We start from the raw sequence: 24,246 nt of genomic DNA on the forward strand, positions 1-24,246 counted from the left end.
CAGCCCTTCGCTGGGGACGCCTCGTCAGCCGGCTCAGCGACGGCGAGGCAGGTGCCAGAGGTGGCCGTGCTCCTCGCGGTCGAGCAGCTCGGGCATCACGTCGCGCTCGAACATCGCCATGCCCGTGGTGTCGTAGGCCGCCTCGGGGAAGTTGAGGATCGTGTAGGTCAGGCCGAGCTTCTCCAGGGCGCCGAGCTTCTCCACGATCTGCTCGGGGGTGCCGACCGTCGCGCCGTGGCGGTAGTCCGCGAGCAGGTGGTCGACGCGGGCCTCCGGTGTCCCCACCGACAGCAGCCGCGCCCGCAGGCTCGCGAACCGGTCGTCGACCTCGCGCTCGGAGGCACCGATGAAGACGTTGAGGTTGCCGCTACGGACGATCTCACCGAAGTCCCGGCCCACGTCGTCGCAGTGTCCTTTGAGGATCGCGCTCTTGGCGGCGAAGCCCTCGGGGCTGGGGTCGAAGTTGGTGTAGTCGGCGTACTGGGCTGCGATCCGCAAGGTCTTCTTCTCGCCCCCACCGGCGATCCACATCGGGATGCCGTTGTGCTTCGACCCGGGAGCCGTCGTGCCCTGGAGGGGCTGCGGGTAGCAGCGCGCCCCGTCGACCTGGAAGTGCTTGCCCTCGAACGTCGCCGTGCCGGTCGTCCACATCTGGCGGAAGATCTGGACACCCTCGTCGAGGGCCCTGAGGCGCTCGCCGGCGCGCGGGAAGCCATAGCCGTAGGCGCGCCACTCGTGCTCGTACCAGCCCGCCCCGATGCCCATCTCCAGCCGACCCTCGGAGATGATGTCGACCGTGGCGGCGACCTTCGCGAGGTAGGCCGGGTTCCGGTAGGCCATGCAGGTGCACATCTGGCCCAGTCGCACCCGCCCCGTGACGGCAGCGAACGCGGCCATCAGGGTCCAGGCCTCGTGCGTGGCCTCCTCGCTGGGGATCGGAACCGTGTGGAAGTGGTCGAAGACCCAGATCGAGGACCAGTCCTCGTTGGCATCGGCCCGACGCGCCAGACCCGCCATGACCCCCCAGTGCTGGCTGGGGTCGATCCCGACAAGATCCATGCGCCAGCCCTGTGGCACGAACAGTCCGAACTTCATGGGGCCGACGTTACTGCCTCCCGCTGCCACTCCCCCGTGCCACTCGCCTGTGCCACTCCCCTGCGCCCCTCCCCGTGCCACTCCCCGTGCCACTCCCCAAGGCGTCCTCACCGTGTGATGCTGAGGCCATGAGCTTTCGCCACCAGAACGATCCCGACCTCATCCGCGAGCTCCTCATCGATCCCGGCATCTGGGTCGTCGTGGGCCTCTCGAACAACCAGGAGCGTGAGGCGTTCGGGGTCTCCCGCTGGCTCAAGGTCGAGCTCGGCAAGGGTCTGATCCCGGTGCACCCCAGGGCGGAGACCGTCCACGGCGAACAGGGCTACGCGTCGTTGTCCGACATCCCCGACGGCACCGACATCAAGGTCGTCGACTGCTTCGTCAACTCCGAACACGTCGGGCCGCTGGTGGACGATGCCATCGCCAACAAGGACCGGCTGCTGATCGACGCCATCTGGATGCAGCTGGGCGTCGTGGACGAGGCCGCTGCCGAGCGCGCTCGCGCCGCCGGGATGGACGTCGTGATGGACACCTGCCCGCGCATCGAGTGGCGAGGGGTGCGCTCGGCGGGCATGGCCCGCTAGCGACGAGGGGCGGCTCGCGGGGAGCCAGGCGCGGCTCGCCACGAGCCATGCATGGCCCGCTAGGAGCCAGGCACGCCTGCTAGGAGCCGCCGCGCCGCTCGCGCAGCGCCGCACCCTTTGCGTGAGCCTGGTCCCGCAGCTCGGCCTGGAAGGCCGTCATCCGCTCACGCAGCCCCGCGGCATTCTCCCCCTCGCCGGCGGCGAGGATGCGGGTGGCGAGCAGCCCCGCGTTGCGGGCCCCGCCGATGGAGACCGTCGCGACCGGGACACCCGCGGGCATCTGGACGATCGACAGCAGCGAGTCCATGCCGTCGAGGTGCTTCAGGGGCACGGGCACGCCGATCACGGGCAACGGCGTCACCGCCGCGAGCATCCCGGGGAGGTGCGCGGCTCCGCCAGCCCCGGCGATGAGGACGCGCAGGCCCCGACCTGCAGCCTGCTGGCCGTAGGCGATCATCTCCTCCGGCATCCGGTGCGCGGAGACCACGTCGGCCTCGTAGCCGATGCCGAACTCCTCGAGTGCCTGCGCCGCCAGCTCCATGACCGGCCAGTCGCTGTCGCTGCCCATGACCAGCCCGACCAGTGGCGACGCCTCGGGGGCGGGGCGGGGTGCGGTGGGGTCGCTCATTCGGTGATCACTCCTGCGAGGTAGTCGGCCGCGTGGCCGGCGCGCTCGCGCAGCTGCGCGAGGTCGGTGCCGGAGACGTTGACGTGGCCGATCTTGCGACCCGGGCGGACGCCCTTGCCGTAGAGGTGCACCTTGAGCCCGGGGTCCCTCGCCATGATGTGGCGGTAGGCCGGGTAGAGCTCGGGGTAGTCGCCGCCGAGGACGTTGGCCATCACCGTGTGCGGCTCACGGGGGGTGGGCGCCCCGAGCGGCAGGTCGAGGACCGCGCGCAGGTGCTGTTCGAACTGACCGGTCACGGCGCCGTCCATGGACCAGTGCCCGCTGTTGTGCGGGCGCATCGCCAGCTCGTTGACGACGTATGCCGGGGCACCGGTCCCCGGGTCCCTCACCTCGAACATCTCGACGGCGAAGACGCCCGTCACACCGAGGTTCTCCGCGATGCGCAGCCCGGCTTCGGTGGCCACGGCAGCCAGGGCGGGGTCGAGGCCCGGGGCGGGCGCCAGCACCTCGGTGCAGATGCTGTCGGTCTGGACGGTCTCGACGACCGGCCACGCAGCCGCCTGGCTGGAGGGGCTGCGGGCGATGAGCACGGCCAGCTCGCGGACGAAGTCGACCTTCTCCTCCACGAGGATCCCGTCGGAGAGCAGACCGGGTGTGCCCTGCTGCTGCGCGACGAGGGTGAGCCAGTCGTCGACCTCCGCGGTGGAGTCGATGACGCGGACGCCCTTGCCGTCATACCCACCGCGCGGTGTCTTGGCGACGATCGGCCAACCGACTCGGGCGGCGAAGGCCTCGACCTCGGCGGCGGTCTTGGCTCCGGCCCACGCCGGGCAGGCGACGCCGATCTCGGTCAGTCGCTCGCGCATCGCCAGCTTGTCCTGGGCGAAACGCAGGGCCTCCGGCGTGGGGTGCAGTGGGATGCCTTCTGCGACAAGGGCTTCCAGCACGTTCGCCGGGACGTGCTCATGGTCGAAGGTGACGACGTCACACTCCCTGGCGAAGGCCAGCACCGCGTCGACGTCGGTGTGGTCACCGACCGGTGACGACGGGATGACCTGGGCCGCGGCCGAGTCAGGCGCCTCGACGAGGACGCTGAGGGTGATCGCCAGCTCTGCCGCGGGGGCGGCGCACATCCGCGCCAGCTGCCCGCCGCCGACGATGCCGACGACCGGGAATCCTCCGGGGGCGCGCTGCGGTGACGTCACGCGGCGAGGATATCGGCCGCGGTCGTCACCGGACCGCGGGCATCCGCCGATAGGCTCCTCTGGTGTCCGAGAACCTCTCCGTGGTCGCCCGCCTGCGCGGCACGATCGACGTCCTCTACCGCGAGATGATCAAGTTCGGGATCGTCGGAGCAGTGGCCTTCGTCGTGGACCTCGGCCTGTTCAACATCCTGCGCAACACCGTGCTGTCGGGCTACGGCACCGGGCCCCTCTCCCGCGCGGTCGTGGCCACGATCATCTCGGCAGCCGTCGCCACGTGTGTCGCCTGGATCGGCAACCGGATGTGGACGTTCCGGCACCGCCGCAACCGGCCCGTCGCCCACGAAGCCCTGCTGTTCGCCCTCACCAACGGCGTGGCGCTGCTCATCCAGGCAGCCTGTGTCGGCTTCTCGCACCACTTCCTCGGACAGGAGAGCCTGGTGGCCGAGAACGTCGCCAAGCTCGTCGGCATCGCGCTCGGCACGTTGTTCCGGTTCTGGGCCTACCGCCGGTTCGTGTTCAGCGAGGAAGTCCTCGACGACACCTCGCCGCTGGCCGAGACCCAGGGCTGACGAGGGTCAGCCGTCGGACTCGCTGAGGAAGAGCGCGAAGATCGCCGGCTGGGCCTGGATGAGCTCGAGCCGACCACCGTTGGACTCGGCGAGGTCGCGCGCGAGCGCCAGCCCGAGGCCGGTGCCGGTCGTGGTCACCGAGCGTTCGAAGATGTGGGGTGCGATGGAGGACGGGACCCCCTCGCCCTGGTCGCTCACCTCGACGACGACCGACGGGCCGCTGCGCCGGGCGTGGACGTCGACCGTGCCCCGGCCGTGGGCGAGCGCGTTCTCGAGCAGGGTCGAGAGGACCTGCGACAGGTCGACCGGTTTGGCCTGGACGACCAGACCTCGTTCACCGTGGACCCGGACGCTGCGTCGAGCCTGCTCGAAGGCCGGCTGCCACTCCCGCTGGAGGGCGGCGATGACCGAGTCGAGCGAGACGGTGGCCTTGGACTCGTCACCACCCCGACGGGTGCGCGACATCAGGTCGTCGACCACCCGCGTCAGGCGTTCGACCTGGTCGATCGCGATGTTGGCCTCCTCCTGGACGACGTCGAGGTCGTCGGTGGCGGCGATCTCCTCTAGTCGCATCAACAGCGCGGTCAACGGCGTCCGCAGCTGGTGGGAGGCGTCAGCGGCGAAGTCGCGCTCCGACGCGAGTGACTTGGTCAGTCGCTGGGCGCTGCGCGACAGCACCTCCGACACCTGGTCGAGCTCGGCGATGCCGGAGTTGATGGGTTGGATCCGGGACTCGCCGGCCCCCAGCCGCTCGGCGCGCTCGGCGAGGAGGGTCATCGGGCGCGACATGCTGTGCGCCTGCCGGGTCGCGACCAGGACCCCCACCCCCAGGGCCACCACGCCCAGGCCGATCACGACGAGCACCAGGCGGAACGACGTCGCGGCGGGAGTGCCGTCCTCGAGCCACTGGGCGACGATGCCCTTGCCGTGGACCGTCGCGTTCCAGATGGCGAACGCCACGGGGGTCATGGTGATCAGGATCGCCAGGGCCACCGCGAGCACGGTCGAGCGGATCAGCTGCTGCCGCATCGTCAGCGGTCAGATCTCGTCGCCGCGCTCGAACCGGAAGCCGACTCCACGGACGGTGGCGATGTAGCGAGGCTGCGCGGCGTCGTCACCGAGCTTTCGGCGCAGGACGGAGATGTGCATGTCGAGCGTCTTGGTCGACCCGAACCAGGCGGTCTCCCAGATCTCGCGCATCAGCTGCTCGCGCGAGACGACCTTGCCCTGCTCACGCACCAGGACGCGCAGGAGGTCGAACTCCTTGGCGGTCAGCTGCAGCTCCTCCTCCTTGAACCAGGCCCGCCGACCCTCGGGGTCGATGCGCACGAGCTCGTGGGCGGACGGGGCGTCGGTGGGGTTGCGACGCAGCAGCGCCCGCACCCGCGCCAGCAGCTCGGCGAGCCGGAACGGCTTGGTGACGTAGTCGTCGGCCCCGGCATCGAGGCCCACGACCGTGTCGACCTCGTCGGCCCGGGCGGTGAGGATCAGCACGGGCACGGTGCGGCCCTCGGCACGGATCCGGCGACACACCTCGAGCCCGTCGACGTACGGCAGACCGAGGTCGAGGACGACCAGATCGGGGTTCTCCGCGGACGCTTCGAGGGCCGCCCGTCCGTCTGCGCGGACGTCCACGTCATACCCCTCACGGCGGAGGGCGCGAGCTAGCGGCTCGGAGATGGCAGGGTCGTCCTCAGCGAGGAGCACACGGGTCATGAGGGTGATGCTATGTAGAACGGACCCATCTCAGCGACCAGGCCACACGGGACGGCGTTTCTCGTTGAAGGCCGCGACCCCCTCCGCACGGTCCCCGGAGAAGGCCGTGGCCGCCCACATCTCGTCCTCGATGCGCAGGCCGGAGTCCAGATCGGTGTCGAATCCGCGCCGCATGGCGGCCTTGGCGTTGCGCACGCCGACCGGGGAGTGGGAGGCGATCGTGGTCGCCAGCTCGAGGGCGCGGTCACGCGCAGTCCCCGCCGCCACGACCTCGTCCACGGCGCCCAGGCGGCACGCGTCGTGGGCGGCATAGCGCTGGGCGGTGAAGATCATCTGTGCCGCCCGTGACCAGCCCACGCGGCGGGTCAGCAGCTGGGTGCCGCCACCGCCGGGGATCACGCCGACGCTCACCTCGGGCAGGCCCACGACCGCGTCCTCACCGCACACGACCAGGTCGCAGGACAGCGCGATCTCGAAGCCGCCTCCCAGCGCGAAGCCGTCCACCGCCGCGATCGCGGGCACGGGCAGGTCCAGGACCCCGCGGTATGCCGCCTGCGCCACCGGGCGCTGGGCGCGCAGGTCGTCGTCGGTGAAGGAGTTGCGCTCCTTGAGGTCGGCGCCGACGCAGAAGGCCCTGGGATGGGTCGAGGACAGCACCACCGCGCGGACGCCGGGGTCCTCGGCGAGCTCGGCGGTCGCCCCGGCGATGGCCCGGGCCATCGCGGTCGAGACGGCGTTCATGGCCTCGGGGCGGTCCAGGACGAGCTCGGCCACGTGGCCGCCGTCGCCGTGGCGCTCGATGCGGACCAGCTCTGCGGTCATGAGGACGCCTTTCGGGTGGTGGTGACGGCCTGCGCGCTCGGCTGGCGGCCGCCGGCGGCCCGGCGCAGCTCGCTGGGGGTGACCGGACCGATTCCGCGCAGGGTGCGACGACGCAGCGCGGTGGTCTCGAAGCCCGACAGGGCCGCGAGCGCCGAGGCGAGCGCGTCGTCCACCAGCACTCCCCCGCCTGGGGCCACGCTGGTCAGTCGGCTGGCGCGGTTGACCGTCGTGCCGAACACGTCGCCGAGGCGGGACAGGACCGGTCCCACGGCCATGCCCACCCGCACGTCGGGCAGCAGGTCGTCCTCGGCCATCGTCTCCACCAGGTCGAGCGCCACGGCTGCCGCCGGCGCCGCGTCGATGGTGACGAACAGGATCTCGTCGCCCACGGTCTTGATGACGCGTCCCCCGTGCGCCGTGACGATGTCGGTCGCCAGCGCCTCGAACCGCTGCACCACCACGGCCAGCTGGCGCTCGGTCATCCGCCGGACCAGCGAGGTGAAGTTGACCAGGTCGGCGAACCCGACGACCCGGCGCACGCCCTGGGAGGACTGCTGGGGGTCCGCATCGGCCAGCATGCGCGAGATGGCGGCGGTGAGGTGGCGGCGCCAGGCGTAGATGAGCAGGGGCTCGAGCTGGTCGGCCATGTCGGTGAGCTTGCGCGCGGCGGCCTCGGCAGCGGCGAGGTCGGGCACGGCTCGGGCGTCGGCCTCGTCCAGCGCCGCCTCGAGGTCGGGATCGGCGAGCGCCTCGGCCATCAGCTGGGTCTGCCAGACGGCGAGACGGTCGGTGGTGCGGGCGAACGCCCGGGTCATCGCCAGGGCCGTCGTCTCGTCGAGCTCCTGCTCGCGCACCAGTCGCGCGGTGGCCACCAGGGCCATCTGGTCGGCCTCGGTGAACATCGCGTCGTCGTCCTCGACGTTCGGAAAGCCCAGCGCGTGCCAGAACTTCCGGGCCGACAGCAGGGACACCTCGGCGCCGCGCGAGACGTCGCGGCGGGCCATGGTGGCCGGCTTGCCGAGCAGTCGCGCCTCGAGGTCGTCCGGGCGCAGCGCCGCGAAGTCCTCCGGGCGCACCACCCGGTGTCGGCCAACCTCGCTCATGCGGTCACCCTAGGGCGTGGTGGACCGCACGTGGACCACGTCGCCAGCGGCGACCGCGTACTCCGTACCGGCGCTGGTGACCACCAGGCGGCCCTCGTCGTCCACGCCGACGGCCCGAGCACGGCGTACGTCACCGCCGGCCACGTGGAGCTCGACCTCGCGCCCGATGGTCGCGCACGCCTTCCGGTATGCCGCGTGGACGCCGGCGCGCGCCGGAGCGGCGCCGCTCAGCTCACGGTGCCAGCGGGCGAGGTGGGTGAGCACCGCCACGACGAGGCGCTCCCGGCTCACGTCGGGGGCACCCGCCAGCAGCAAGGAGGTGGCCGTGTCGATCGGGAGCTCGTCGCGGTCCTGGTCGACGTTGATGCCCAGGCCGACCACGATCCCCGTCGGTTGCAGCTCGCAGAGGATGCCGCACACCTTGCGGTCGTCGTCCGCGGGCAGCAGGACGTCGTTCGGCCACTTGAGCGCGCTGTCGACACCAGCGACCTCCGTCAGGGCGTCGCGGACCGCCAGACCCGTGGCGAGCGGCAGCCAGCCGCGCCCCTGGTCGGGAGCGGGCAGCAGCACCGAGAGCGTGACCGAGGTGTGGGCAGGGGTGTCCCAGGACCGGCCGAGGCGCCCTCGACCGGCCTGCTGGTGGTCGGTCACCACCACGCGCCAGAGCTGGGCGAGGCGGGCCGCCTCGAGGTTGGTGGAGCCGAGCGTCGGGTGGACGTCGACTCCCGTCCACGGCTGACCCGGCGTGACCAACGCCTCGTGCAATGCCTCACGGTCGAGCGATTCGCGCATGGAGGCAAGGCTAGGCTCGCCAGCATGGCGCAGACCACCGATTCCGTCGCTGATCCGCTCTCGGTCGGCGGCACCGACGTTCCCGCCCCCGACTCGGGCATCGACATCCACTCCAYGGCCGGCAAGCTGGCCGACCTCAAGCGGCGCGTCGCGGAGGTCGCCCACGCCGGGACCGAGCGGGCCATCGAGAAGCAGCACGCGCGGGGCAAGAAGACCGCCCGCGAGYGCCTCGAGATGCTGCTCGACGAGGGCTCGTTCATCGAGATGGACAAGTACGCCCGGCACCGGTCCGTGGCGTTCGGCCAGGAGGCCAACCGGCCCTACGGCGACGGCGTGGTCACGGGCTACGGCACCGTCGACGGTCGCACCATCGCCGTCTTCGCGCAGGACTTCACCGTGTTCGGCGGGTCGCTGGGCGAGGTGTTCGGCGAGAAGATCTGCAAGGTCATGGACTTCGCGATGAAGGTCGGCTGTCCCGTGGTCGGGCTCAACGACTCGGGCGGCGCGCGCATCCAGGAAGGCGTCGTCTCGCTCGGCCTGTACGGCGAGATCTTCCGTCGCAACGTGCACGCGTCCGGCGTGATCCCCCAGATCTCGCTGATCATGGGGCCGTGCGCGGGCGGCGCCGTCTACTCCCCCGCCGTCACCGACTTCACCGTCATGGTCGACCAGACCTCGCACATGTTCATCACCGGCCCCGAGGTCATCAAGACCGTGACCGGCGAGGACGTGTCGTTCGAGGACCTCGGCGGCGCCCGGACCCACAACACCAAGTCCGGTGTCGCGCACTACATGGGCACCGACGAGGAAGACGCCATCGAGTACGTCAAGGCGCTGCTGTCCTACCTCCCCTCGAACAACCTCGAGGAGCCGCCCAGCTTCGCGGACGACACGGCCGAGCTGCCCTCGCTCGAGGTCACCGACGAGGACCGCGAGCTCGACACGCTGATCCCGGACAACGCCAACCAGCCCTACGACATGCTGACCGTGATCGAGCACGTCGTCGACGACGGCGAGTTCCTCGAGGTGCAGCCGCTGTTCGCGCCCAACCTGATCGTGGGCTACGGCCGGATCGAGGGGCGCTCGGTCGGGGTCGTCGCCAACCAGCCGATGCAGTTCGCCGGCACGCTCGACATCGACGCCTCCGAGAAGGCTGCCCGGTTCGTGCGGACCTGCGACGCCTTCAACGTGCCGGTGCTGACCTTCGTCGACGTCCCCGGCTTCCTGCCGGGCACCGACCAGGAGTGGGACGGCATCATCCGGCGCGGGGCCAAGCTGATCTACGCCTACGCCGAGGCCACGGTCCCCCTGGTCACGGTGATCACCCGCAAGGCCTACGGTGGCGCCTACGACGTGATGGGGTCCAAGCACCTCGGGGCCGACATCAACCTCGCCTGGCCGACCGCGCAGATCGCCGTGATGGGCGCCCAGGGGGCGGTCAACATCCTCTACCGCAAGCAGCTCGCGGCGGCCGCCGAGGCCGGGGATAACGTCGACGAGGCCCGCGCCCGGTTCATCGCCGAGTACGAGGACACCCTGGCCAACCCCTACATCGCCGCCGAGCGCGGCTACATCGACACCGTGATCACCCCGAGCAACACCCGGATGAACGTCACCAAGGCCCTGCGGGCGCTGCGCACCAAGCGCGAGACCCTGCCGCCCAAGAAGCACGGGAACATCCCGCTGTGACCGAGGGGCACGACGACCTGGAGCGGCGGCCACTGAAGCTGGTCCGTGGCGACGCGACCCCCGAGGAGGTGGCTGCGCTGCTGGCGGTGCTGTCCGCGGCCTCGGGCGGCGTCGAGGCGCCGGCCCCGCGGCATACCTCGCAGTGGGCGTCCCCCGAGCGAGCGGTGCGCCGCCCGCTCACCCCTGGTCGAGGCGCCTGGCGCGCCTCCGCCTGGCCCTCCTGACCTCGCGCCGCCGACGGGGAAGGGCGCCTCGGTCAGTCGAGCTCGGACCCGGCCGATCGTCGCCGTGCCACGGTCTCGCGCAGCTCCGCGGCCTCGACCTCGACCAGGCAGTTGGCCGCCAGCACCCGCTCGGCCACCTCGAGGTCACCCATGAACGCCCGGAACGTGTCGGGCACGGTGATGTCGTGCGCGGGTCGCGACACGACCTCGATCGCGTCCCCCGGCCGCACCGTCCCGCCCGTCACGACGGACAGGTAGGCGCCGGTGCGTCCGACGTCGCTGAACCGCTTGACCCAGCCCCGCTCGCCCATCCGGGCGGCGAAGGTGGCGCACGGGATCCGCGGGCCACAGACCTCCAGCACGACCTCGTCACCGACTGCCCAGCGCTCCCCGACGAGCGCACCGTCGACGTCGAGACCGCTGGTGGTGAGGTTCTCCCCGAACATGCCGTTCGACAGGGCCCGCCCCAGCTGCTCGGCCCACCGGTCGAGCTCCTCGCGGGCGAACGCGTAGACCGCCTGGTAGTCGCCGCCGTGGTGCTGGGTGTCACCGAGGAAGTCGCCCTCGACCCCGCTGCCCAGCCCGCCGTGCTTGGGTCCGGGAGCACGCAGGTGGGCGGACTCGACGGGCCGCTTCGCGATGCCGGTCACGCCGACGTTCTTGGCGGTGCTGGGTTCGGCGCGCCCGACGTTGAGCGACAGCAGGTGTGCAGCCATGGGCCCAGCCTAGGGAGAAGGGCAACGAGTTATTCCGGTGCCGCCGTCAGGACGCTGGGGTACCTTCGCTCGCGTGAGCACAGAGACGACTGCAGCAGCCCGACCCGCCACCGACATCGACCGCATCGCTGACGACTTCCTGGCGAAGTTCGTCGCGCTCAGCCCGATCACGGCGACCTACCTCGGCATCGCCGGTCACGACGAGGAGCTCGACGACTTCTCCCCCGCCGGCCACGAGGCGCACGCCGCCCTGCGGACCGACACCCTCGCCCAGCTCGACGGAGCGGACCCCGTCGACGAGATCGACCGGGTCACCCTGGCCGCCATGCGCGAGCGCCTCGGCCTCGCGGAGGAGACCCACCGGGCCGGGCTCGACGAGATGTCCCTCAACGTCATCGCCTCCCCCCTGCAGGAGGTCCGCGGCTGCTTCGACCTCATGCCCACGGCCACCGACGAGGACTGGGGAGTCATCAGCCGACGCCTCGAGCGGGTGCCCGGCGCCCTCGCCGGCTGGCAGGAGAGCCTCCTCGCCGCCTCGGCGAAGGGGAACGTCGCGCCGCGACGCCAGGTGGAGGCCTGCATCCAGCAGTGCGTCGACCTCGTCGCGGACGACGGGTACTTCGCCAAGCTCGTCGAGGACGCCAGGCTCAGCGGGGACGACGGGGCCGGAGAGCTCGCCGAGGCGACCCGGGACTCGCTCGCGACGGCGGCCGCGCGCGCGGCGTCGGCCTACACCGAGCTCGGCACCTGGCTCAAGGACCACCTGCTCGACGACGCACCCCTGGCGGACGCCTGCGGCCAGGAGCGGTACTCCCTGCTGTCCCGCTCGTTCCTCGGCGCCAGGGTCGACCTCGCCGAGACCTACGCCTGGGGCCAGCAGGAGGTCGAGCGGATCACGGCGCAGATGGAGCAGGTCGCCGAGCAGATCAAGCCGGGCAGCACCGTCAAGGAGGCCATCGCCGCGCTCGATGCCGACCCGGCCTACCAGCTGCACGGCACCGACGAGCTCAAGGCGTGGATGCAGGAGCGCGCCGACGAGGCCATCGCCAACCTCGCCGCCACGCACTTCGACATCCCTGACCCGGTGCGCACCATCGAGTGCCTCATCGCGCCCACCCAGACGGGTGGCATCTACTACACGGGCCCCTCCGAGGACTTCTCCCGGCCTGGACGCATGTGGTGGTCGGTCCCCAAGGGCGTGACCGAGTTCGGCACCTGGAAGGAGCTCACGACCGTCTACCACGAGGGCGTGCCGGGGCATCACCTCCAGGTCGCCCAGACGGTCTTCCGGTCGGAGCTGCTCAACAAGTGGCGGCGGATGTTCGCCTGGACCTCCGGTCACGGTGAGGGCTGGGCGCTCTACGCGGAGCGGCTCATGGACGAGCTCGGCTACATGGACGACCCGGGCAACAAGATGGGGCTGCTCGACAGCCAGTCGCTGCGCGCCGCGCGCGTCGTCATCGACATCGGCGTCCACTGCGGGTTCGAGGCGCCGGCCGAGGTCGGCGGCGGCGAGTGGACCTACGACAAGGCCTGGCAGTACCTCACCGACCACGCCAACCAGGGCGAGGCATGGCTGCGGTTCGAGCTCGACCGCTACCTCGGCTGGCCCGGGCAGGCACCCTCCTACAAGATCGGTGAGCGGCTCTGGATGCAGCTGCGCGACCAGGTCGAGGAGCGCGAGGGAGAGGCGTTCTCGCTCAAGGACTTCCACCGCCGGGCGCTCGACATCGGTGGCGTCGGCCTCGACACGCTGCGCGAGGCGGTGCTGGGCGAGCTCGGCTGACCGCACCCTGGGCCAGGGTTTCCGAGCGGCGGCCCACCACTGGTGGTGGGCCGCCCGCTGACGCCCGCCACCCGGCATACCCGAGGGTGCCTGCGAAGATGTGCGCGTGGAAACTGCCGGCGCGATCGTCGCCATCATCGCCACCGTCATCGTCGTCGCGGGGTTCGCGCAGCGCTGGCGCGTCGCCGCGCCCCTCGCGCTGCTCGTCGTGGGTGTCGCGATCAGCTACGTCTCGTTCATCCCCGAGCCGGAGCTGAGCTCCGAGGTCGTGCTGGTCGGCCTGCTGCCGCCCCTGCTGTATGCCGCGGCGATCCGCACCTCGCTCGTGGACTTCCGCGCCAACTGGCAACCCATCCTGGGCCTGTCCGTGGGGCTCGTCCTGTTCACCGCCGGGGGCGTCGGCCTCGTGACGTGGTGGCTGCTCGGGGTCCCGTTCGCGGTGGCGTTCGCGCTCGGGGCGATCGTGGCGCCACCGGATGCGGTGGCCGCGACAGCAGTGGCGAGACGGATCGGGCTGCCCAGGCGGATCGTGACGATCCTCGAGGGCGAGTCGCTGGTCAACGACGCGACGGCGCTGGTCTCGTTGCGCACCGCCATCGCGGCCTTCCCGCTCGCCGCGGCCGCGGTGGCTTCCGGCGAGCACGCCGACAAGGTGACGATGGGCTCGGTGGCCTTCGACTTCGGCCGTGCGGTGGTCCTCGGAGTCGGCTTCGGGGTCCTCGTCGCCGTCGTCATCGCCTTCGTGCGTCGCAAGGTCACCGAGTCGGCCATCGACACGTCCATCTCGTTCATCGTCCCCTACCTCGCCTACCTGCCCGCTGAGCACTACCACGGCTCGGGAGTGCTGGCCGTGGTCGTCGCGGGTCTGCTCCTGGGACACAAGTCGCCGATCATCCAGAACGCCTCGTCGCGGCTGAGCGAGCGGATCAACTGGACGACCATCCAGTTCATCCTCGAGAACGTCGTGTTCCTCATGCTCGGCATGCAGATGCGCAGGCTGGTCGAGGACGCCGGCCAGACCGGCCCGGGGTGGGGCCGGGTGATCCTGGTGTGCCTGGCCGTCCTGGCCACGGTGGTGGTGCTGCRACCGATCTGGGTCTTCCCGTTCAAGCTGCTGCAGGCCAAGCTCCCGAGGGGCGACGGCAAGTTCCACCCGAGGGCAGCCGGGGTCATCTCCTGGGCGGGCATGCGGGGTGTGGTGACCCTCGCCGCGGCCTTCACGTTGCCGGAGGAGACCCCCCAGCGGTCGACCCTGGTACTGGCCGCGATGACGGTGACCGTGGCAACCCTGCTCCTGCAAGGGCTCTCGCTGCCCTGGCTCGCGCGAGCGCTCGGCGTGCGCGGCCCCGATCCGCGGGAGGACGCCCTGCAGGAGGCGACCATCCTCCAGTCGTCGGTCGCGGCCGGCCTCAAGGCGCTCGAGGAGCACCACGACGTCGAGGACGACGTCATCGAGACCCTGCGCCGGCGCGCAGAGAACCGCACCAACATCGTCTGGGAACGGCTCGGCCAGGGGCGCGCCGACGCGGTCGAGACGCCCAGCGCGACCTACCGCCGGGTGCGCCTCATCATGCTGGGGGCCGAGCGCGCCGAGCTCCTGCGGATCCGCGACGCGGGCACCGTCGACCAGGAGGTGCTGGGTCACGTCTTCGCCCAGCTCGACATCGAGGAGTCGATGCTCGACCGGATCGAGGAGCGCTCCGACGAGCTGCGCGAGGACCCGCTGCTGCCCCCGGAGCGCCCCGAGGACGAGTGCGAGCACCTCGCCGACCACCACGACCGGTTCGTGGCGCCGACCAGCCCGCACGGGTGCGAGGAGTGCCTCCGCGACGGCACGACGTGGGTGCACCTGCGACTGTGCCTGGACTGCGGCCACGTCGGGTGCTGCGACTCCTCGCCCCAGAAGCACGCGTCGGCCCACTTCCGTGAGACCGACCATCCCGTGATGCGCAGCTTCGAGCCCGGCGAGTCCTGGCGCTGGTGCTTCGTCGACGACCAGCTCGGCTGACGACCAGCGGGTATGCCGTGTGGGCGCCGCGGATGGGTAGCCTCGCCTCGTGACCTCCCTCGTGCTCGCTTCCGCCTCCCCCGCTCGCCGCCGACTGCTCGCCGCCGCGGGGCTGGAGCCCAGCGTCGTCGTGAGCTCGGTCGACGAGGCAGCCGTGACCGCGGCGGCGCTGGAGACCTACGGCGAGCTGGTCGCCGAGGACGTCGCGCTCGTCCTTGCGCGTGCCAAGGCCGAGGACGTGGCCGACCAGATCGACGACGCGATCATCATCGGGTGCGACTCGGTCCTCGACCTCGACGGTGCGATCCACGGCAAGCCCGCGTCCGCGGCGGAGGCCAGGTCGCGGTGGCGCCAGATGCGCGGCCGCTCCGGCATCCTGCACACCGGCCACTGGGTCGTCGACACCCGCGACGAGGCCCAGGGCGGGACGGGCGCCACGCTCGGGGCCACGGCGTCCACCACCGTGCACTTCGCCAAGCTGACCGACGACGAGATCGAGGCCTACGTCGAGACGGGCGAGCCCCTGCGCGTGGCCGGGGCCTTCACCCTCGACGGGCTCGGCGGCCCCTACGTCACGAGCATCGAGGGTGATCCGAGCAACGTGGTCGGTCTCTCGCTGCCGCTGCTGCGCGAGCTGCTCATTGAGGTCGGACTGGCGTGGCACGACCTGCGCAGCTCGGCGCACCGAGGCGCCCAGGGCGAGCGCGCCTGACGCTCGGGGCCAGCAGCAGACCTAGACCGGGGGGATGTCGCGGCGCTTGGTCGCGAAGTGGCGGTCGCGCGTCTTGGCGTAGCGCAGCCGCAGCAGCAGCTCGGCACGCAGCGCGTCTGCCTCGATGATCTGGTCCAGGACCAGATCGGCGGCGAGCCGCTCGAGGTCGACGTCCTCTTCGTACTCGCGCCGCATGTCCTGCACGAACTGCTCGCGCTCGGCAGGGTCCTCGATCGCCGCGATCTTGTTCGCGTAGACGGCGTTGACGGCCGCTTCCGGGCCCATGACGGCGATCCGTGCGGTCGGCAACGCGATGGTGGCGTCGGGGCCGAAGCCGGGACCGCCCATCGCGTAGAGCCCGGCCCCGTAGGCCTTGCGGACGATCACGCAGAACTGGGGGACGGTGGCCGAGGACACCGCGTGCACCATCTTGGCACCGTGCCGGATGATGCCGCCGCGCTCGACCTCCGACCCGATCATGAAGCCCGGGACGTCGGCGAGGTAGATCAGCGGGATCGAGTAGGCGTCACAGAGCCAGATGAACCGCGCAGCCTTGTCGGCGCTGTCGGTGAACAGCACCCCGCCCTTGACCATGGAGTTGTTGGCGACGATGCCGACGGTCTCACCCGACATCCGGCCGAACCCGATGACGAGCTCGGGCGCGAACAGCGGCTTGACCTCGAAGAACGACTCGTCGTCGACGAGACCGTCGATGACCTCGTGGATGTCGAAGGGCTGGCTCTCGCGCTCGGGCACGGTATGCCGCGTGAGCGGCGTCGAGGGCTCCTCCGGCGCGTAGGACGGCAGGTCAGAGCGCCAGTTGGCGGGCAGGTAGGAGAAGTACAGCCGCGCCATCTCGATGGCCTCGGTGTCGTCGGCGACGAGCAGGTCGCCCACACCGGAGACCGTGCAGTGCATCCGCGCACCACCCATGTCCTCGAGCGAGACCTTTTCTCCCACGACCATCTCCGCCATGCGAGGACTGCCGAGGTACATCGATGCGTTGCCCTCGACCATGATGATCAGGTCCGTGAAGGACGGGATGTAGGCACCGCCCGCGGCACTCGGCCCGAACAGGCAGCAGATCTGCGGCACCTTGCCCGACAGCGCGACCTGGTTGTGGAAGATGCGACCGGCGCCGCGGCGTCCGGGGAACATCTCGACCTGGTCGGTGATCCTGGCACCCGCGGAGTCGACGAACCAGAAGACCGGCAGCTCCTCGCGCAGCGCCATCTCGGTGGCCCGCACGATCTTCTCGACCGTCCGCGCTCCCCACGACCCGGCCTTCACGGTCGGGTCGTTGGCGATGACGACCGCCGGTCGCCCGTCGACCGTGCCACGCCCCGTGACCACGCCGTCCGCCGGCAGGCCCTTCGCCGTGGCGTTGGCGTACCGCGCGTCCTCGACGAAGCTGCCCTCGTCGAACAGCATCGCGATCCGGTCGCGGACGTACAGCTTGCCCTGCGAGTCCAGCTTGGCCTGCGCCTTCTCCGGCGCGACCGCCGAGGCCAGGTATGCCGCGGCGAGCCGCTCCCGGACGTCGGTCACCTTGGGGTCGGTGCCGCTGTCACCGCCCACGGCGAAGGGGGGCTGGCCGGTGGGCTCGGTCGGGACGGACGAAGGGGTGGAGGTCACCGGCATACCCTCTCGCACTCCGGCGCTCACGCGGTCGGCAGGCCGAGGTGGCGCGCGATGACCATGCGCTGCACCTCGGAGGTGCCCTCGCCGATCTCGAGGATCTTGGCGTCGCGGTAGAACCGGGCCACGGGGTACTCCTCCATGAAGCCGTTGCCGCCGAAGACCTGGGTGGCGATGCGGGTCGCGGTGACGGCCGCCTCGGTGGAGTAGAGCTTGCAGATCGCGGCGGCCTGCTTGACCTCCTTGACCGAGCGGCGGCCGTGCTCCAGCTCGTCCTTGAGCCAGGCGGCCTTGTAGGTCAGCTGGCGCGAGGCCTCGACCATGACGGCGAGGTCGGCGATCTGGAAGGACACGCCCTGGTTGACGCCGATCGGCTTGCCGAACGCCTTGCGGGTCTTGGCGTACTCGGTGGTCTCCTCGAGCATCCGCTGGCTCATGCCGACCGCGAGGGCCGAGATGGCGATGCGGCCGTCGTCGAGGGTCTTGAGGAACTGCTTGAACCCCTCGCCCTCGTTGCCCAGGAGGTTCCCTGCCGGGACGCGGCAGTTCTCGAAGGTCAGGCCGTGCGTGTCGGAGGCGTGCCAGCCGAGCTTGTCGTAGGCCGGTTCGACGGTGAATCCCGGTGTCCCGGAAGGGATCATGATCGCGCTGAGCTGCGCGGAGCCGTCGTCGTTGGTGCCGGTGCGGGCGGTCACGGTGACCACAGAAGTGATGTCGGTGCCCGAGTTGGTGATGAACGCCTTGGACCCGTTGACGACCCACTCGTCGCCCTCACGGACCGCCTTGGTGCGTGTGGCTCCGGCGTCGGACCCGGCATCGGGCTCGGTGAGGCCGAAGCCGGCGAGCGCGCGACCGGCCACGAGGTCGGGCAGGAAGCGCTCCTTCTGCTCCTGGCTGCCGTAGGTCAGGATCGGGTTGATGCCCAGGCCCACGCCGGCAGACAGGGTGATGCCGATGGACTGGTCGACCCGGCCGAGCTCCTCGATGGCGACGCAGAGCGAGGTGAAGTCGCCGTCGTCGCCCATCCCGCCGAACTCCTCGGGCACGACGAGGCCGAACAGCCCCAGCTCGCCCATCTTGGGGACGAGGTCGCTCGGGAAGTGGTGGTCCTTGTCCCACTTGGCGATGTGCGGCTCGACCTCTGCCTCGGCGAACTCCCGGACGACCTTGCGGAAGTCCTCGTGCTCCTTGCTCAGCTCGAACATCGTCTCTCCTTCGTGGTGCGCGCCGAGACGGACCTGATCGAGGTCGTGCTCCCGGCCGCGCGGCATACCGTGGGTGTGGTGGTGCTTGACGTTGACGTAAACGTAAAGCAATACTCACGGGTATGCCAGCCCCGACCTCCAGCGCCCTCGCCGAGCGCGTCCAGGAGACCTGGACGATCCGCGAGATCGCGGCCGAGTTCGGCGTCACCCACCGGACGGTGCGGCACTACGAGGACCTGGGCCTGATCACGCCCGAGCGACGGGGCACCGTCCGGATCTACCACCGCCGCGACCGCACCCGGCTCGCGCTGATCCTGCGGGGCAAGCGACTCGGCTTCCCGCTCGAGGAGATCCGCACGATCATCGACCTCTACGACCGGCCACGGGGCAAGGCCAGCCAGCTCGAGTACGTCCTGGACCAGATCGACGAGCGCCGCAGCGACCTCGAGCAGCGGCGCCGCGACCTCGAGGACGCCATCACCGAGCTCGGGGAGTTCGAGCGTCGCTGTCGCGCGGACCTCGACCGCCTGGCCTGACCTGCCGGACGCGGATCGGCGGCCTAGGCTCGCGACATGGCCAGTCAGAGCGTTCTCTTCATCGGCGGTACCGGCGTCATCAGCTCGGCCTGCGTCGCGCAGTCCCTTGAGCAGGGACACGAGGTCACGATCCTCAACCGGGGCACGAGCACCACACACCCGGCCCATCCTGACGCCGAGGCGCTGACCGCTGACGTGCGGGACGCCGAGGCCGTGCGGGACGCCGTCGGCGAGCGCGACTTCGACGTGGTCGTCGACTTCCTGTCGTTCACGCCGGACCAGGTGCAGCAGCAGCTCGACCAGTTCGCGCCGCGCACCGGGCAGTACGTCTTCATCAGCTCGGCGTCGGCCTACCAGACTCCGCCGTCGCGCCTCCCGGTCACCGAGTCCACTCCCCTGCGCAACCCGTTCTGGGAGTACTCGCGCGACAAGATCGCCTGCGAGGACCTGCTCGTCGGGGCCTACCGGGCAACCAGGCTGCCGATGACGATCGTGCGGCCGTCGCACACCTACGACCACACCCTGCCGCCGTTCGAGGGCGGTTGGACCCTGGTCGAGCGGATGCGGCAGGGCAAACCCGTCGTGGTGCACGGCGACGGCACCTCGCTGTGGACCATCACCCACCACACCGACTTCGCGAGGGCCTTCGTCGGGCTGCTGGGCCGGCGGGAGGCGATCGGCGAGGCGTTCCACATCACCGGCGACGAGGCTCCGACCTGGAACCGGATCTACGCAGACATCGCCGAGGCCGCCGGCGTGGAGCCACACCTCGTGCACGTGCCGTCCGACGCCATTGCCGCCGTGGACGAGGAGTTCGGCGACAGCCTGCTGGGCGACAAGGCGCACTCGATGGTGTTCGACAACAGCAAGATCCGCACGCTCGTGCCGGGCTGGAGCGCCCGGGTGCCGTTCCGACAGGGGGCGCAGGAGATCGTCGACTGGCACGACGCGGACCCGGCCCGCCGCTCCGTCGACCAGCGCCTCGACGCGCTGTACGACCAGCTGGTCGAGGCCCACCGCATCCCCGGAAGGTAGGAGCACAGGCGGCTCGGCTAGGTTCGCCGCCGTGGACTGGGAACAGGTACGCAGCCGGATCGAGCCGGTGTCGGGCGACGTCGCGATGAGCGCTCCCGCCGTGACCGTTGCCCTCGTGGCAGCCCTCCTCGTGGTGGCCGTGCCGGCCGTCTGGCAGGTCCTGCGGCTGGCCGTCACGCTGGTCCACGAGCTCGGCCACGCCATGGTGGGTCTGGCTGTGGGACGTCGCTTCACCGGGTTCGTGCTGCGCGGCGACATGTCCGGGCACGCGGTCACCGTCGGGCCGACGCGTGGCCCSGGGCGCGTCCTCTCGACCTGGGCCGGCTACCCCGCGCCGGCCGTGGTGGGTGCGGCGCTGGTCTGGACCGCGGGTCGCGGGTGGGCGGCGCCGGCCCTCACCCTGGTCGCCGTCGTCCTGCTCGTCGCGCTCGTCCGGGTGCGCTCGCTGCTCACGGCGGCGGTGATGCTGGCGGCGCTCGGCGCCACCGGCGCCCTGTGGTGGTGGCGCGACGACTCGGTGCAGGCCCAGGTCCTCGTGGGGTCCGGGATCGTGCTGCTGGTGGGGGCCTGGCGGCACCTCGGCGCCGTGCTGCGGACGCGCAACCGCACGAGCGACCCCGCGGTCCTCGCGTCGCTCACCCACGTCCCGACCGTCGTCTGGAACGGCACGTTCGTCCTCGTCTGCGCGGGCGCCAGCTGGCTGGCCGCCACGGAGGTCGCGGGCGCCTGGCGCTAGGTGACCCGACCCGCGAGACCCTGCTCGTCGAGGCCCTGCTCATCCAAGAACCTGTCGATCTCGGCGGGAGTCGGTGCGGTCGCCGGGCCGCGCCGGGTCACCTTGATCGCCCCTGCCGCGTTGGCTCGCCTCGCCGCTGTCTCCCAGTCCGCACCGGCTGCGCGGCACGCGACGAGCACCCCGGTGTGGGTGTCTCCCGCGCCGTTCGTGTCGACCGCCTCCTGCGGATACCCCGGCAGGTATGCCGTGCGGCGACCCTCGCGCAGGTGGCAGCCCTTGGGCCCGTCGCGCACGATCGCGACGGCACCCGCAGGGAGGCGCCCTGTCAGCGCCTCCACCGAGGCCGCGGGGTCGGCATGCCCGGTGAGCTGCTCGGCCTCCTGTGCGTTGCTCGTCCAGACGCTCGTGTGGGAGAGCACGTGCTGCTGCAGCTCTTCGGGGAGGTCCGCAAAGGCCGCACCCGGGTCGAGGACGACGACCACACCGGCCACCAGGCCGTCGAGCCACTCCACCAACGGGTCCCGGGTGCGACCGACGAGCGAGAAGCCACTGACGCAGACCAGGTCGCCCGCCACCGGTGACGAGGTCTGCAGGGACTCGACGCTGATCCGTCGCTCGGCGCCCTGGGTCGTCACGAAGGTGCGTTCCGCACTGGGCTCGACCATGACGAAGCAGATCCCGGTGTCGAGGTCGGTCACGGGTGGGCTGCTCACGGCGACTCCTTCGGCCGCGAGTGCCGAACGGACGAGGTCGCCGTTGGCACCCGTGCCCACCGCCCCTGCCAGGACGGCCTGGGCCCCGGAACGCGCAGCGGCCACGAGGATGTTGACCGCTCCCCCCGCATAGCGGGCATAGGACTGCGCCACCGCGTTGCCGCCACGCACCGGCAGCGCCTCGACCACGACCACCTCGTCGACCAGGGCCTGCGCGGTGTGGATGACCCGTGGCGCCGGCGCGCGGTCGCGTGGGCCCTCGTGGCTGGTCATGCTGAGGGAGTATGCCGGGTGCGTGGGCCCCGTGTAATGCTGCACGGCATGCCGACTGCACCGGAGACGACCCTGCTCATCCTCGGCGCCGGGGGCGACCTGACCAAGAGGCTGCTCCTGCCCGGCCTGGCCAGCCTGCTCGCGGTCGAGCCGGATCGCCGGGTCCGGGTCGTCGGCGCCGATCGGGTGGACTTCACCGCCGCCCAGTGGAAGGCCCGCGTGAAGGACTCCCTCGCCGAAACCAAGCCACCGGCGCCACGCCCATCCACAACCGAGCTGACCAGCGCGGTCACGAAGCGCACGGCATACGTCAAGACCGATCTGCTGGACGAGGCGGCGCTGCGCGAGCTGGTGGCGGGCTGCGGTGACGGTCCCCTGGTCATCTTCTTCGCGCTGCCCCCGCAGGTGACCATGAAGGTCTGCGAGCTGCTCCAGCACGTCGACCTGCCCGAGGTCACCCGGCTCGCCCTGGAGAAGCCGTTCGGCACCGACCACGCGTCGGCGGTGCACTTCAACGCGCTGTTGCACAAGGTGGTGCCGGAGGAGGACATCTTCCGCATCGACCACTTCCTCGGCGTCGCAACGGTTTTCAACCTCGTGGGCCTTCGTTTCGCCAACCGCGTGCTGGCCCCGATCTGGAGTGCCGAGCACATCGAGCGGGTCGAGATCGTCTACGACGAGGACCTCGCCCTCGAGGGACGGGCGGGCTACTACGACGGCGCGGGGGCGCTGAAGGACATGCTGCAGAGCCACCTGCTCCAGGTGCTGGCGCTGTTCGCCATGGAGTCGATCGCCGCCCTCGACGCCCGGGAGCTGCAGGACCAGAAGGCCCAGGTGCTGCGCGCCACGAAGGTCTGGGGCGGCTCACCCAAGCGGTCCTCCCGGCGGGCGCGCTACACCGAGGGGACGCTCGGTCGCCGGACGGTGCCGGACTACGCCAAGGAGGAGGGCGTCGACCCCGCACGGTCCACCGAGACGCTCGCCCAGGTCACCCTCGAGGTGGCCAACCAGCGATGGGCCGGCGTGCCGTTCGTGCTGCGCAGCGGCAAGGCCATGGGCGTGCCGCGCAAGCAGATCGTCGCCCACTTCCGTGACGTCCCGCACCTGCCCACCGGGTTCGCGGGCGGCTCCGCCGGTGACCTGCTGACCATCGACCTCAAGCCCGGCGCCGTCTCGCTCACGTTGACCATGAACGCCGAGGGCGATCCGGTCGACCTCGAGCAGAAGACCCTCACCGCCAGCCTCGCCGCACCGCGCATGCAGCCCTACGGCGAGGTGCTGGCGCAGATCTTCGACGGCAGCCAGCTGCTCACCGTGCGCGGCGACGCCGCCGAGGAGTGCTGGCGCGTGATGGCCCCGGTCATCAAGGCGTGGGCGGACGACAGAGTGCCCCTGGAGTCGTATRCCGCGGGGTCGGCGGCGGCGGCGCGGGCTGGCTGCCGTAGCTGGACGGCGGCATCGACGGACCGCCTCAGCGGTAGCCGGGTGGCCCGCGTCAGACGCGGGTGCGCACCGAGTAGAGCTCGGGGAAGAAGGTCAGGTCGAGGGCACGACGCAGGAAGTCGACGCCGGACGAGCCGCCGGTGCCCTTCTTGTGGCCGATCGTGCGGGTGACCACCTGCAGGTGCCGGAACCGCCACTGCTGGAAGTTGTCCTCGAGGTCCACGAGCTCCTCGCAGGTCTCGTAGACGCCCCAGTGCTCGCTCGGCCGGGCGTAGACCGAGGCGAAGGTGTCGACGAGCCCCTCGTTCTCCCGGTAGGGCTGGGTGAAGTCGCGCTCGAGCAGCTCGGCGGGCACGGCATACCCGCGGCGGGCGAGGTAGCGCAGGAACTCGTCGTAGAGGCTCGGCTCGACCAGCAGCTCGGCGAGCAGGTCGCGCGCAGTCGGGTCGTGCTCGAACACGGTCACCATGTCGGCGTTCTTGTTGCCCAGCAGGAACTCGACGGCGCGGTACTGCCAGGACTGGAAGCCCGAGCTGGTGGCCAGGAAGGGCCGGATCTCGGCGTACTCACTCGGCGTCAGCGTGGCCAGCACCGACCACTGGTCCGTGAGGACCTCCTGGATGCGCTTGACCCGCGCCAGCCGCTTGAGCGCCGGGGCGAGCTCGTCGGTGGTGAGCAGGGCCCGGGCCGAGCGCAGCTCGTGCAGCATCAGCTTGAGCCACAGCTCGGAGGTCTGGTGCTGGATGATGAAGAGCAGCTCGTCGTGCTGGGCCGGCTGGCTCCGGGGGTGCTGCGCCGCGAGGAGCTGGTCCAGTCCCAGGTAGTCGCCGTAGGACATCGCCCCCGAGAAGTCCCGCTGCACGCCCTCTTCGATCTCCCGCACCGACCGCGTGTCGTCACCGCTCATGGCGCCACCCTATGGCGCGAGGAAGAGCGCTCTCACAACAGGCATGGGTCGCGGCGCGAGGGTACCGTCCCAAGCATGGACTCTGTTCGTTCGGTTGCGGTTCGCACGGTC

At 71.0% G+C, this 24,246-nt stretch carries 24 protein-coding genes; 11 read left to right on the top strand and 13 right to left on the bottom strand.

Annotated features, from left to right (window positions below; genetic code table 11):
* Positions 1 to 33: 33 nt before the first annotated feature.
* The gene (locus AC1DVZ_RS15710; RefSeq protein WP_477619143.1) at positions 34 to 1,095 is read right to left on the bottom strand and encodes an LLM class F420-dependent oxidoreductase; all 1,062 of its coding nucleotides are present in this window, start codon (positions 1,093 to 1,095) and stop codon (positions 34 to 36) included.
* 128 nt (positions 1,096 to 1,223) lie between these two features.
* On the opposite strand from AC1DVZ_RS15710, the gene AC1DVZ_RS15715 reads away from it, so the two are divergent.
* Positions 1,224 to 1,679, top strand: coding sequence for a CoA-binding protein (locus AC1DVZ_RS15715; protein WP_477619144.1), 456 nt, complete (start codon positions 1,224 to 1,226; stop codon positions 1,677 to 1,679).
* A gap of 79 nt (positions 1,680 to 1,758) precedes the next feature.
* Here AC1DVZ_RS15715 and purE read toward each other — a convergent pair whose 3' ends face one another.
* Together purE and AC1DVZ_RS15725 are read right to left on the bottom strand one after the other, a co-directional pair.
* The gene (gene purE, locus AC1DVZ_RS15720) at positions 1,759 to 2,307 is read right to left on the bottom strand and encodes a 5-(carboxyamino)imidazole ribonucleotide mutase (protein WP_477619145.1); all 549 of its coding nucleotides are present in this window, start codon (positions 2,305 to 2,307) and stop codon (positions 1,759 to 1,761) included.
* Complete coding sequence (locus AC1DVZ_RS15725; protein WP_477619146.1) at positions 2,304 to 3,512, bottom strand: 5-(carboxyamino)imidazole ribonucleotide synthase; 1,209 nt, start codon at positions 3,510 to 3,512, stop codon at positions 2,304 to 2,306. Before AC1DVZ_RS15725 ends, purE begins: the two co-directional genes overlap by 4 nt.
* Before the next feature lie 62 nt (positions 3,513 to 3,574).
* Between AC1DVZ_RS15725 and AC1DVZ_RS15730 the strand changes: the two genes are divergently transcribed.
* Positions 3,575 to 4,081, top strand: a complete 507-nt coding sequence (locus AC1DVZ_RS15730; protein WP_477619147.1) for a GtrA family protein — start codon at positions 3,575 to 3,577, stop codon at positions 4,079 to 4,081.
* Positions 4,082 to 4,087: 6 nt separating this feature from the next.
* Here AC1DVZ_RS15730 and AC1DVZ_RS15735 read toward each other — a convergent pair whose 3' ends face one another.
* The 5 genes from AC1DVZ_RS15735 to AC1DVZ_RS15755 are packed head-to-tail and all read right to left on the bottom strand — an operon-like array spanning position 4,088 to position 8,514.
* Entirely contained in the window at positions 4,088 to 5,110 is a 1,023-nt protein-coding gene (locus AC1DVZ_RS15735) for a sensor histidine kinase (RefSeq protein WP_477619148.1), read from the bottom strand.
* A 9-nt stretch (positions 5,111 to 5,119) separates the two neighbouring features.
* Positions 5,120 to 5,797 (bottom strand): response regulator transcription factor, encoded by a 678-nt coding sequence (locus AC1DVZ_RS15740; RefSeq protein ID WP_056922896.1) that lies wholly within the window; start codon positions 5,795 to 5,797, stop codon positions 5,120 to 5,122.
* 30 nt (positions 5,798 to 5,827) lie between these two features.
* A complete protein-coding gene (locus tag AC1DVZ_RS15745) occupies positions 5,828 to 6,619 on the bottom strand; it encodes an enoyl-CoA hydratase/isomerase family protein (protein ID WP_477619149.1) in 792 nt (263 codons plus the stop codon).
* Positions 6,616 to 7,722, bottom strand: coding sequence for an adenylate/guanylate cyclase domain-containing protein (locus AC1DVZ_RS15750; RefSeq protein ID WP_477619150.1), 1,107 nt, complete (start codon positions 7,720 to 7,722; stop codon positions 6,616 to 6,618). Before AC1DVZ_RS15750 ends, AC1DVZ_RS15745 begins: the two co-directional genes overlap by 4 nt.
* Before the next feature lie 9 nt (positions 7,723 to 7,731).
* A complete protein-coding gene (locus tag AC1DVZ_RS15755) occupies positions 7,732 to 8,514 on the bottom strand; it encodes a biotin--[acetyl-CoA-carboxylase] ligase (RefSeq protein ID WP_477619151.1) in 783 nt (260 codons plus the stop codon).
* Positions 8,515 to 8,538: 24 nt separating this feature from the next.
* Here AC1DVZ_RS15755 and AC1DVZ_RS15760 point away from each other — a divergent pair, with 24 nt between their 5' ends.
* Positions 8,539 to 10,203, top strand: a complete 1,665-nt coding sequence (locus AC1DVZ_RS15760) for an acyl-CoA carboxylase subunit beta (protein ID WP_477619152.1) — start codon at positions 8,539 to 8,541, stop codon at positions 10,201 to 10,203.
* Positions 10,200 to 10,427 (top strand): acyl-CoA carboxylase subunit epsilon, encoded by a 228-nt coding sequence (locus AC1DVZ_RS15765; RefSeq protein WP_477619153.1) that lies wholly within the window; start codon positions 10,200 to 10,202, stop codon positions 10,425 to 10,427. Before AC1DVZ_RS15760 ends, AC1DVZ_RS15765 begins: the two co-directional genes overlap by 4 nt.
* A 32-nt stretch (positions 10,428 to 10,459) precedes the next feature.
* Here the strand turns inward: AC1DVZ_RS15765 and AC1DVZ_RS15770 are convergent, their stop codons facing one another.
* On the bottom strand, positions 10,460 to 11,143 hold the full coding sequence (locus AC1DVZ_RS15770; protein WP_477619154.1) for an MOSC domain-containing protein: 684 nt from the start codon (positions 11,141 to 11,143) through the stop codon (positions 10,460 to 10,462).
* Between the two features lie 73 nt (positions 11,144 to 11,216).
* Between AC1DVZ_RS15770 and AC1DVZ_RS15775 the strand changes: the two genes are divergently transcribed.
* From AC1DVZ_RS15775 to AC1DVZ_RS15785, 3 genes are all read left to right on the top strand, one after another.
* Positions 11,217 to 12,929, top strand: a complete 1,713-nt coding sequence (locus tag AC1DVZ_RS15775) for a DUF885 domain-containing protein (RefSeq protein ID WP_477619155.1) — start codon at positions 11,217 to 11,219, stop codon at positions 12,927 to 12,929.
* A gap of 106 nt (positions 12,930 to 13,035) precedes the next feature.
* Positions 13,036 to 14,937: a Na+/H+ antiporter gene (locus tag AC1DVZ_RS15780; protein ID WP_477619156.1), complete on the top strand. Its 1,902-nt coding sequence runs from the start codon at positions 13,036 to 13,038 to the stop codon at positions 14,935 to 14,937.
* Positions 14,938 to 14,986: 49 nt separating this feature from the next.
* Positions 14,987 to 15,649, top strand: coding sequence for a Maf family protein (locus AC1DVZ_RS15785; RefSeq protein WP_477619157.1), 663 nt, complete (start codon positions 14,987 to 14,989; stop codon positions 15,647 to 15,649).
* Positions 15,650 to 15,670: 21 nt separating this feature from the next.
* Here AC1DVZ_RS15785 and AC1DVZ_RS15790 read toward each other — a convergent pair whose 3' ends face one another.
* Together AC1DVZ_RS15790 and AC1DVZ_RS15795 are read right to left on the bottom strand one after the other, a co-directional pair.
* On the bottom strand, positions 15,671 to 17,290 hold the full coding sequence (locus AC1DVZ_RS15790; RefSeq protein ID WP_477619172.1) for an acyl-CoA carboxylase subunit beta: 1,620 nt from the start codon (positions 17,288 to 17,290) through the stop codon (positions 15,671 to 15,673).
* 20 nt (positions 17,291 to 17,310) lie between these two features.
* On the bottom strand, positions 17,311 to 18,492 hold the full coding sequence (locus AC1DVZ_RS15795; protein ID WP_477619173.1) for an acyl-CoA dehydrogenase family protein: 1,182 nt from the start codon (positions 18,490 to 18,492) through the stop codon (positions 17,311 to 17,313).
* Between the two features lie 122 nt (positions 18,493 to 18,614).
* On the opposite strand from AC1DVZ_RS15795, the gene AC1DVZ_RS15800 reads away from it, so the two are divergent.
* Genes AC1DVZ_RS15800 through AC1DVZ_RS15810 form a run of 3 tightly spaced genes read left to right on the top strand, consistent with a single transcriptional unit; the run spans position 18,615 to position 20,799 of the window.
* Positions 18,615 to 19,028: a MerR family transcriptional regulator gene (locus tag AC1DVZ_RS15800; RefSeq protein ID WP_477619158.1), complete on the top strand. Its 414-nt coding sequence runs from the start codon at positions 18,615 to 18,617 to the stop codon at positions 19,026 to 19,028.
* A 36-nt stretch (positions 19,029 to 19,064) separates the two neighbouring features.
* On the top strand, positions 19,065 to 20,063 hold the full coding sequence (locus AC1DVZ_RS15805) for an SDR family oxidoreductase (RefSeq protein WP_477619159.1): 999 nt from the start codon (positions 19,065 to 19,067) through the stop codon (positions 20,061 to 20,063).
* Between the two features lie 31 nt (positions 20,064 to 20,094).
* Positions 20,095 to 20,799, top strand: coding sequence for a M50 family metallopeptidase (locus AC1DVZ_RS15810; protein WP_477619160.1), 705 nt, complete (start codon positions 20,095 to 20,097; stop codon positions 20,797 to 20,799).
* Here the strand turns inward: AC1DVZ_RS15810 and AC1DVZ_RS15815 are convergent.
* Positions 20,796 to 21,785: a PfkB family carbohydrate kinase gene (locus AC1DVZ_RS15815; RefSeq protein ID WP_477619161.1), complete on the bottom strand. Its 990-nt coding sequence runs from the start codon at positions 21,783 to 21,785 to the stop codon at positions 20,796 to 20,798. The two genes, AC1DVZ_RS15810 and AC1DVZ_RS15815, sit on opposite strands and share 4 nt — an antisense overlap.
* 48 nt (positions 21,786 to 21,833) lie before the next feature.
* Between AC1DVZ_RS15815 and AC1DVZ_RS15820 the strand changes: the two genes are divergently transcribed.
* Entirely contained in the window at positions 21,834 to 23,399 is a 1,566-nt protein-coding gene (locus tag AC1DVZ_RS15820; RefSeq protein ID WP_477619162.1) for a glucose-6-phosphate dehydrogenase, read from the top strand.
* Here the strand turns inward: AC1DVZ_RS15820 and kynA are convergent.
* Positions 23,281 to 24,135 carry a tryptophan 2,3-dioxygenase gene (gene kynA, locus AC1DVZ_RS15825; RefSeq protein ID WP_477619163.1) on the bottom strand — a complete coding sequence of 285 codons (855 nt, stop codon included), beginning with the start codon at positions 24,133 to 24,135 and terminating at the stop codon, positions 23,281 to 23,283. The genes AC1DVZ_RS15820 and kynA overlap by 119 nt on opposite strands.
* Positions 24,136 to 24,246 lie beyond the last annotated feature (111 nt).

The sequence above is a fragment of the Pedococcus sp. P2_E5 genome (genome assembly GCF_056403895.1).

Coding starts and splice junctions, on each gene's coding strand:
- AC1DVZ_RS15710 (WP_477619143.1), bottom strand. CDS start 1,095: ATGAAGTTCGGACTGTTCGTGCCACAGGGCTGGCGCATGGATCTTGTC.
- AC1DVZ_RS15715 (WP_477619144.1), top strand. CDS start 1,224: ATGAGCTTTCGCCACCAGAACGATCCCGACCTCATCCGCGAGCTCCTC.
- purE (WP_477619145.1), bottom strand. CDS start 2,307: ATGAGCGACCCCACCGCACCCCGCCCCGCCCCCGAGGCGTCGCCACTG.
- AC1DVZ_RS15735 (WP_477619148.1), bottom strand. CDS start 5,110: ATGCGGCAGCAGCTGATCCGCTCGACCGTGCTCGCGGTGGCCCTGGCG.
- AC1DVZ_RS15740 (WP_056922896.1), bottom strand. CDS start 5,797: ATGACCCGTGTGCTCCTCGCTGAGGACGACCCTGCCATCTCCGAGCCG.
- AC1DVZ_RS15745 (WP_477619149.1), bottom strand. CDS start 6,619: ATGACCGCAGAGCTGGTCCGCATCGAGCGCCACGGCGACGGCGGCCAC.
- AC1DVZ_RS15750 (WP_477619150.1), bottom strand. CDS start 7,722: ATGAGCGAGGTTGGCCGACACCGGGTGGTGCGCCCGGAGGACTTCGCG.
- AC1DVZ_RS15755 (WP_477619151.1), bottom strand. CDS start 8,514: ATGCGCGAATCGCTCGACCGTGAGGCATTGCACGAGGCGTTGGTCACG.
- AC1DVZ_RS15770 (WP_477619154.1), bottom strand. CDS start 11,143: ATGGCTGCACACCTGCTGTCGCTCAACGTCGGGCGCGCCGAACCCAGC.
- AC1DVZ_RS15790 (WP_477619172.1), bottom strand. CDS start 17,290: ATGCCGGTGACCTCCACCCCTTCGTCCGTCCCGACCGAGCCCACCGGC.
- AC1DVZ_RS15795 (WP_477619173.1), bottom strand. CDS start 18,492: ATGTTCGAGCTGAGCAAGGAGCACGAGGACTTCCGCAAGGTCGTCCGG.
- AC1DVZ_RS15800 (WP_477619158.1), top strand. CDS start 18,615: ATGCCAGCCCCGACCTCCAGCGCCCTCGCCGAGCGCGTCCAGGAGACC.
- AC1DVZ_RS15805 (WP_477619159.1), top strand. CDS start 19,065: ATGGCCAGTCAGAGCGTTCTCTTCATCGGCGGTACCGGCGTCATCAGC.
- AC1DVZ_RS15815 (WP_477619161.1), bottom strand. CDS start 21,785: ATGACCAGCCACGAGGGCCCACGCGACCGCGCGCCGGCGCCACGGGTC.
- kynA (WP_477619163.1), bottom strand. CDS start 24,135: ATGAGCGGTGACGACACGCGGTCGGTGCGGGAGATCGAAGAGGGCGTG.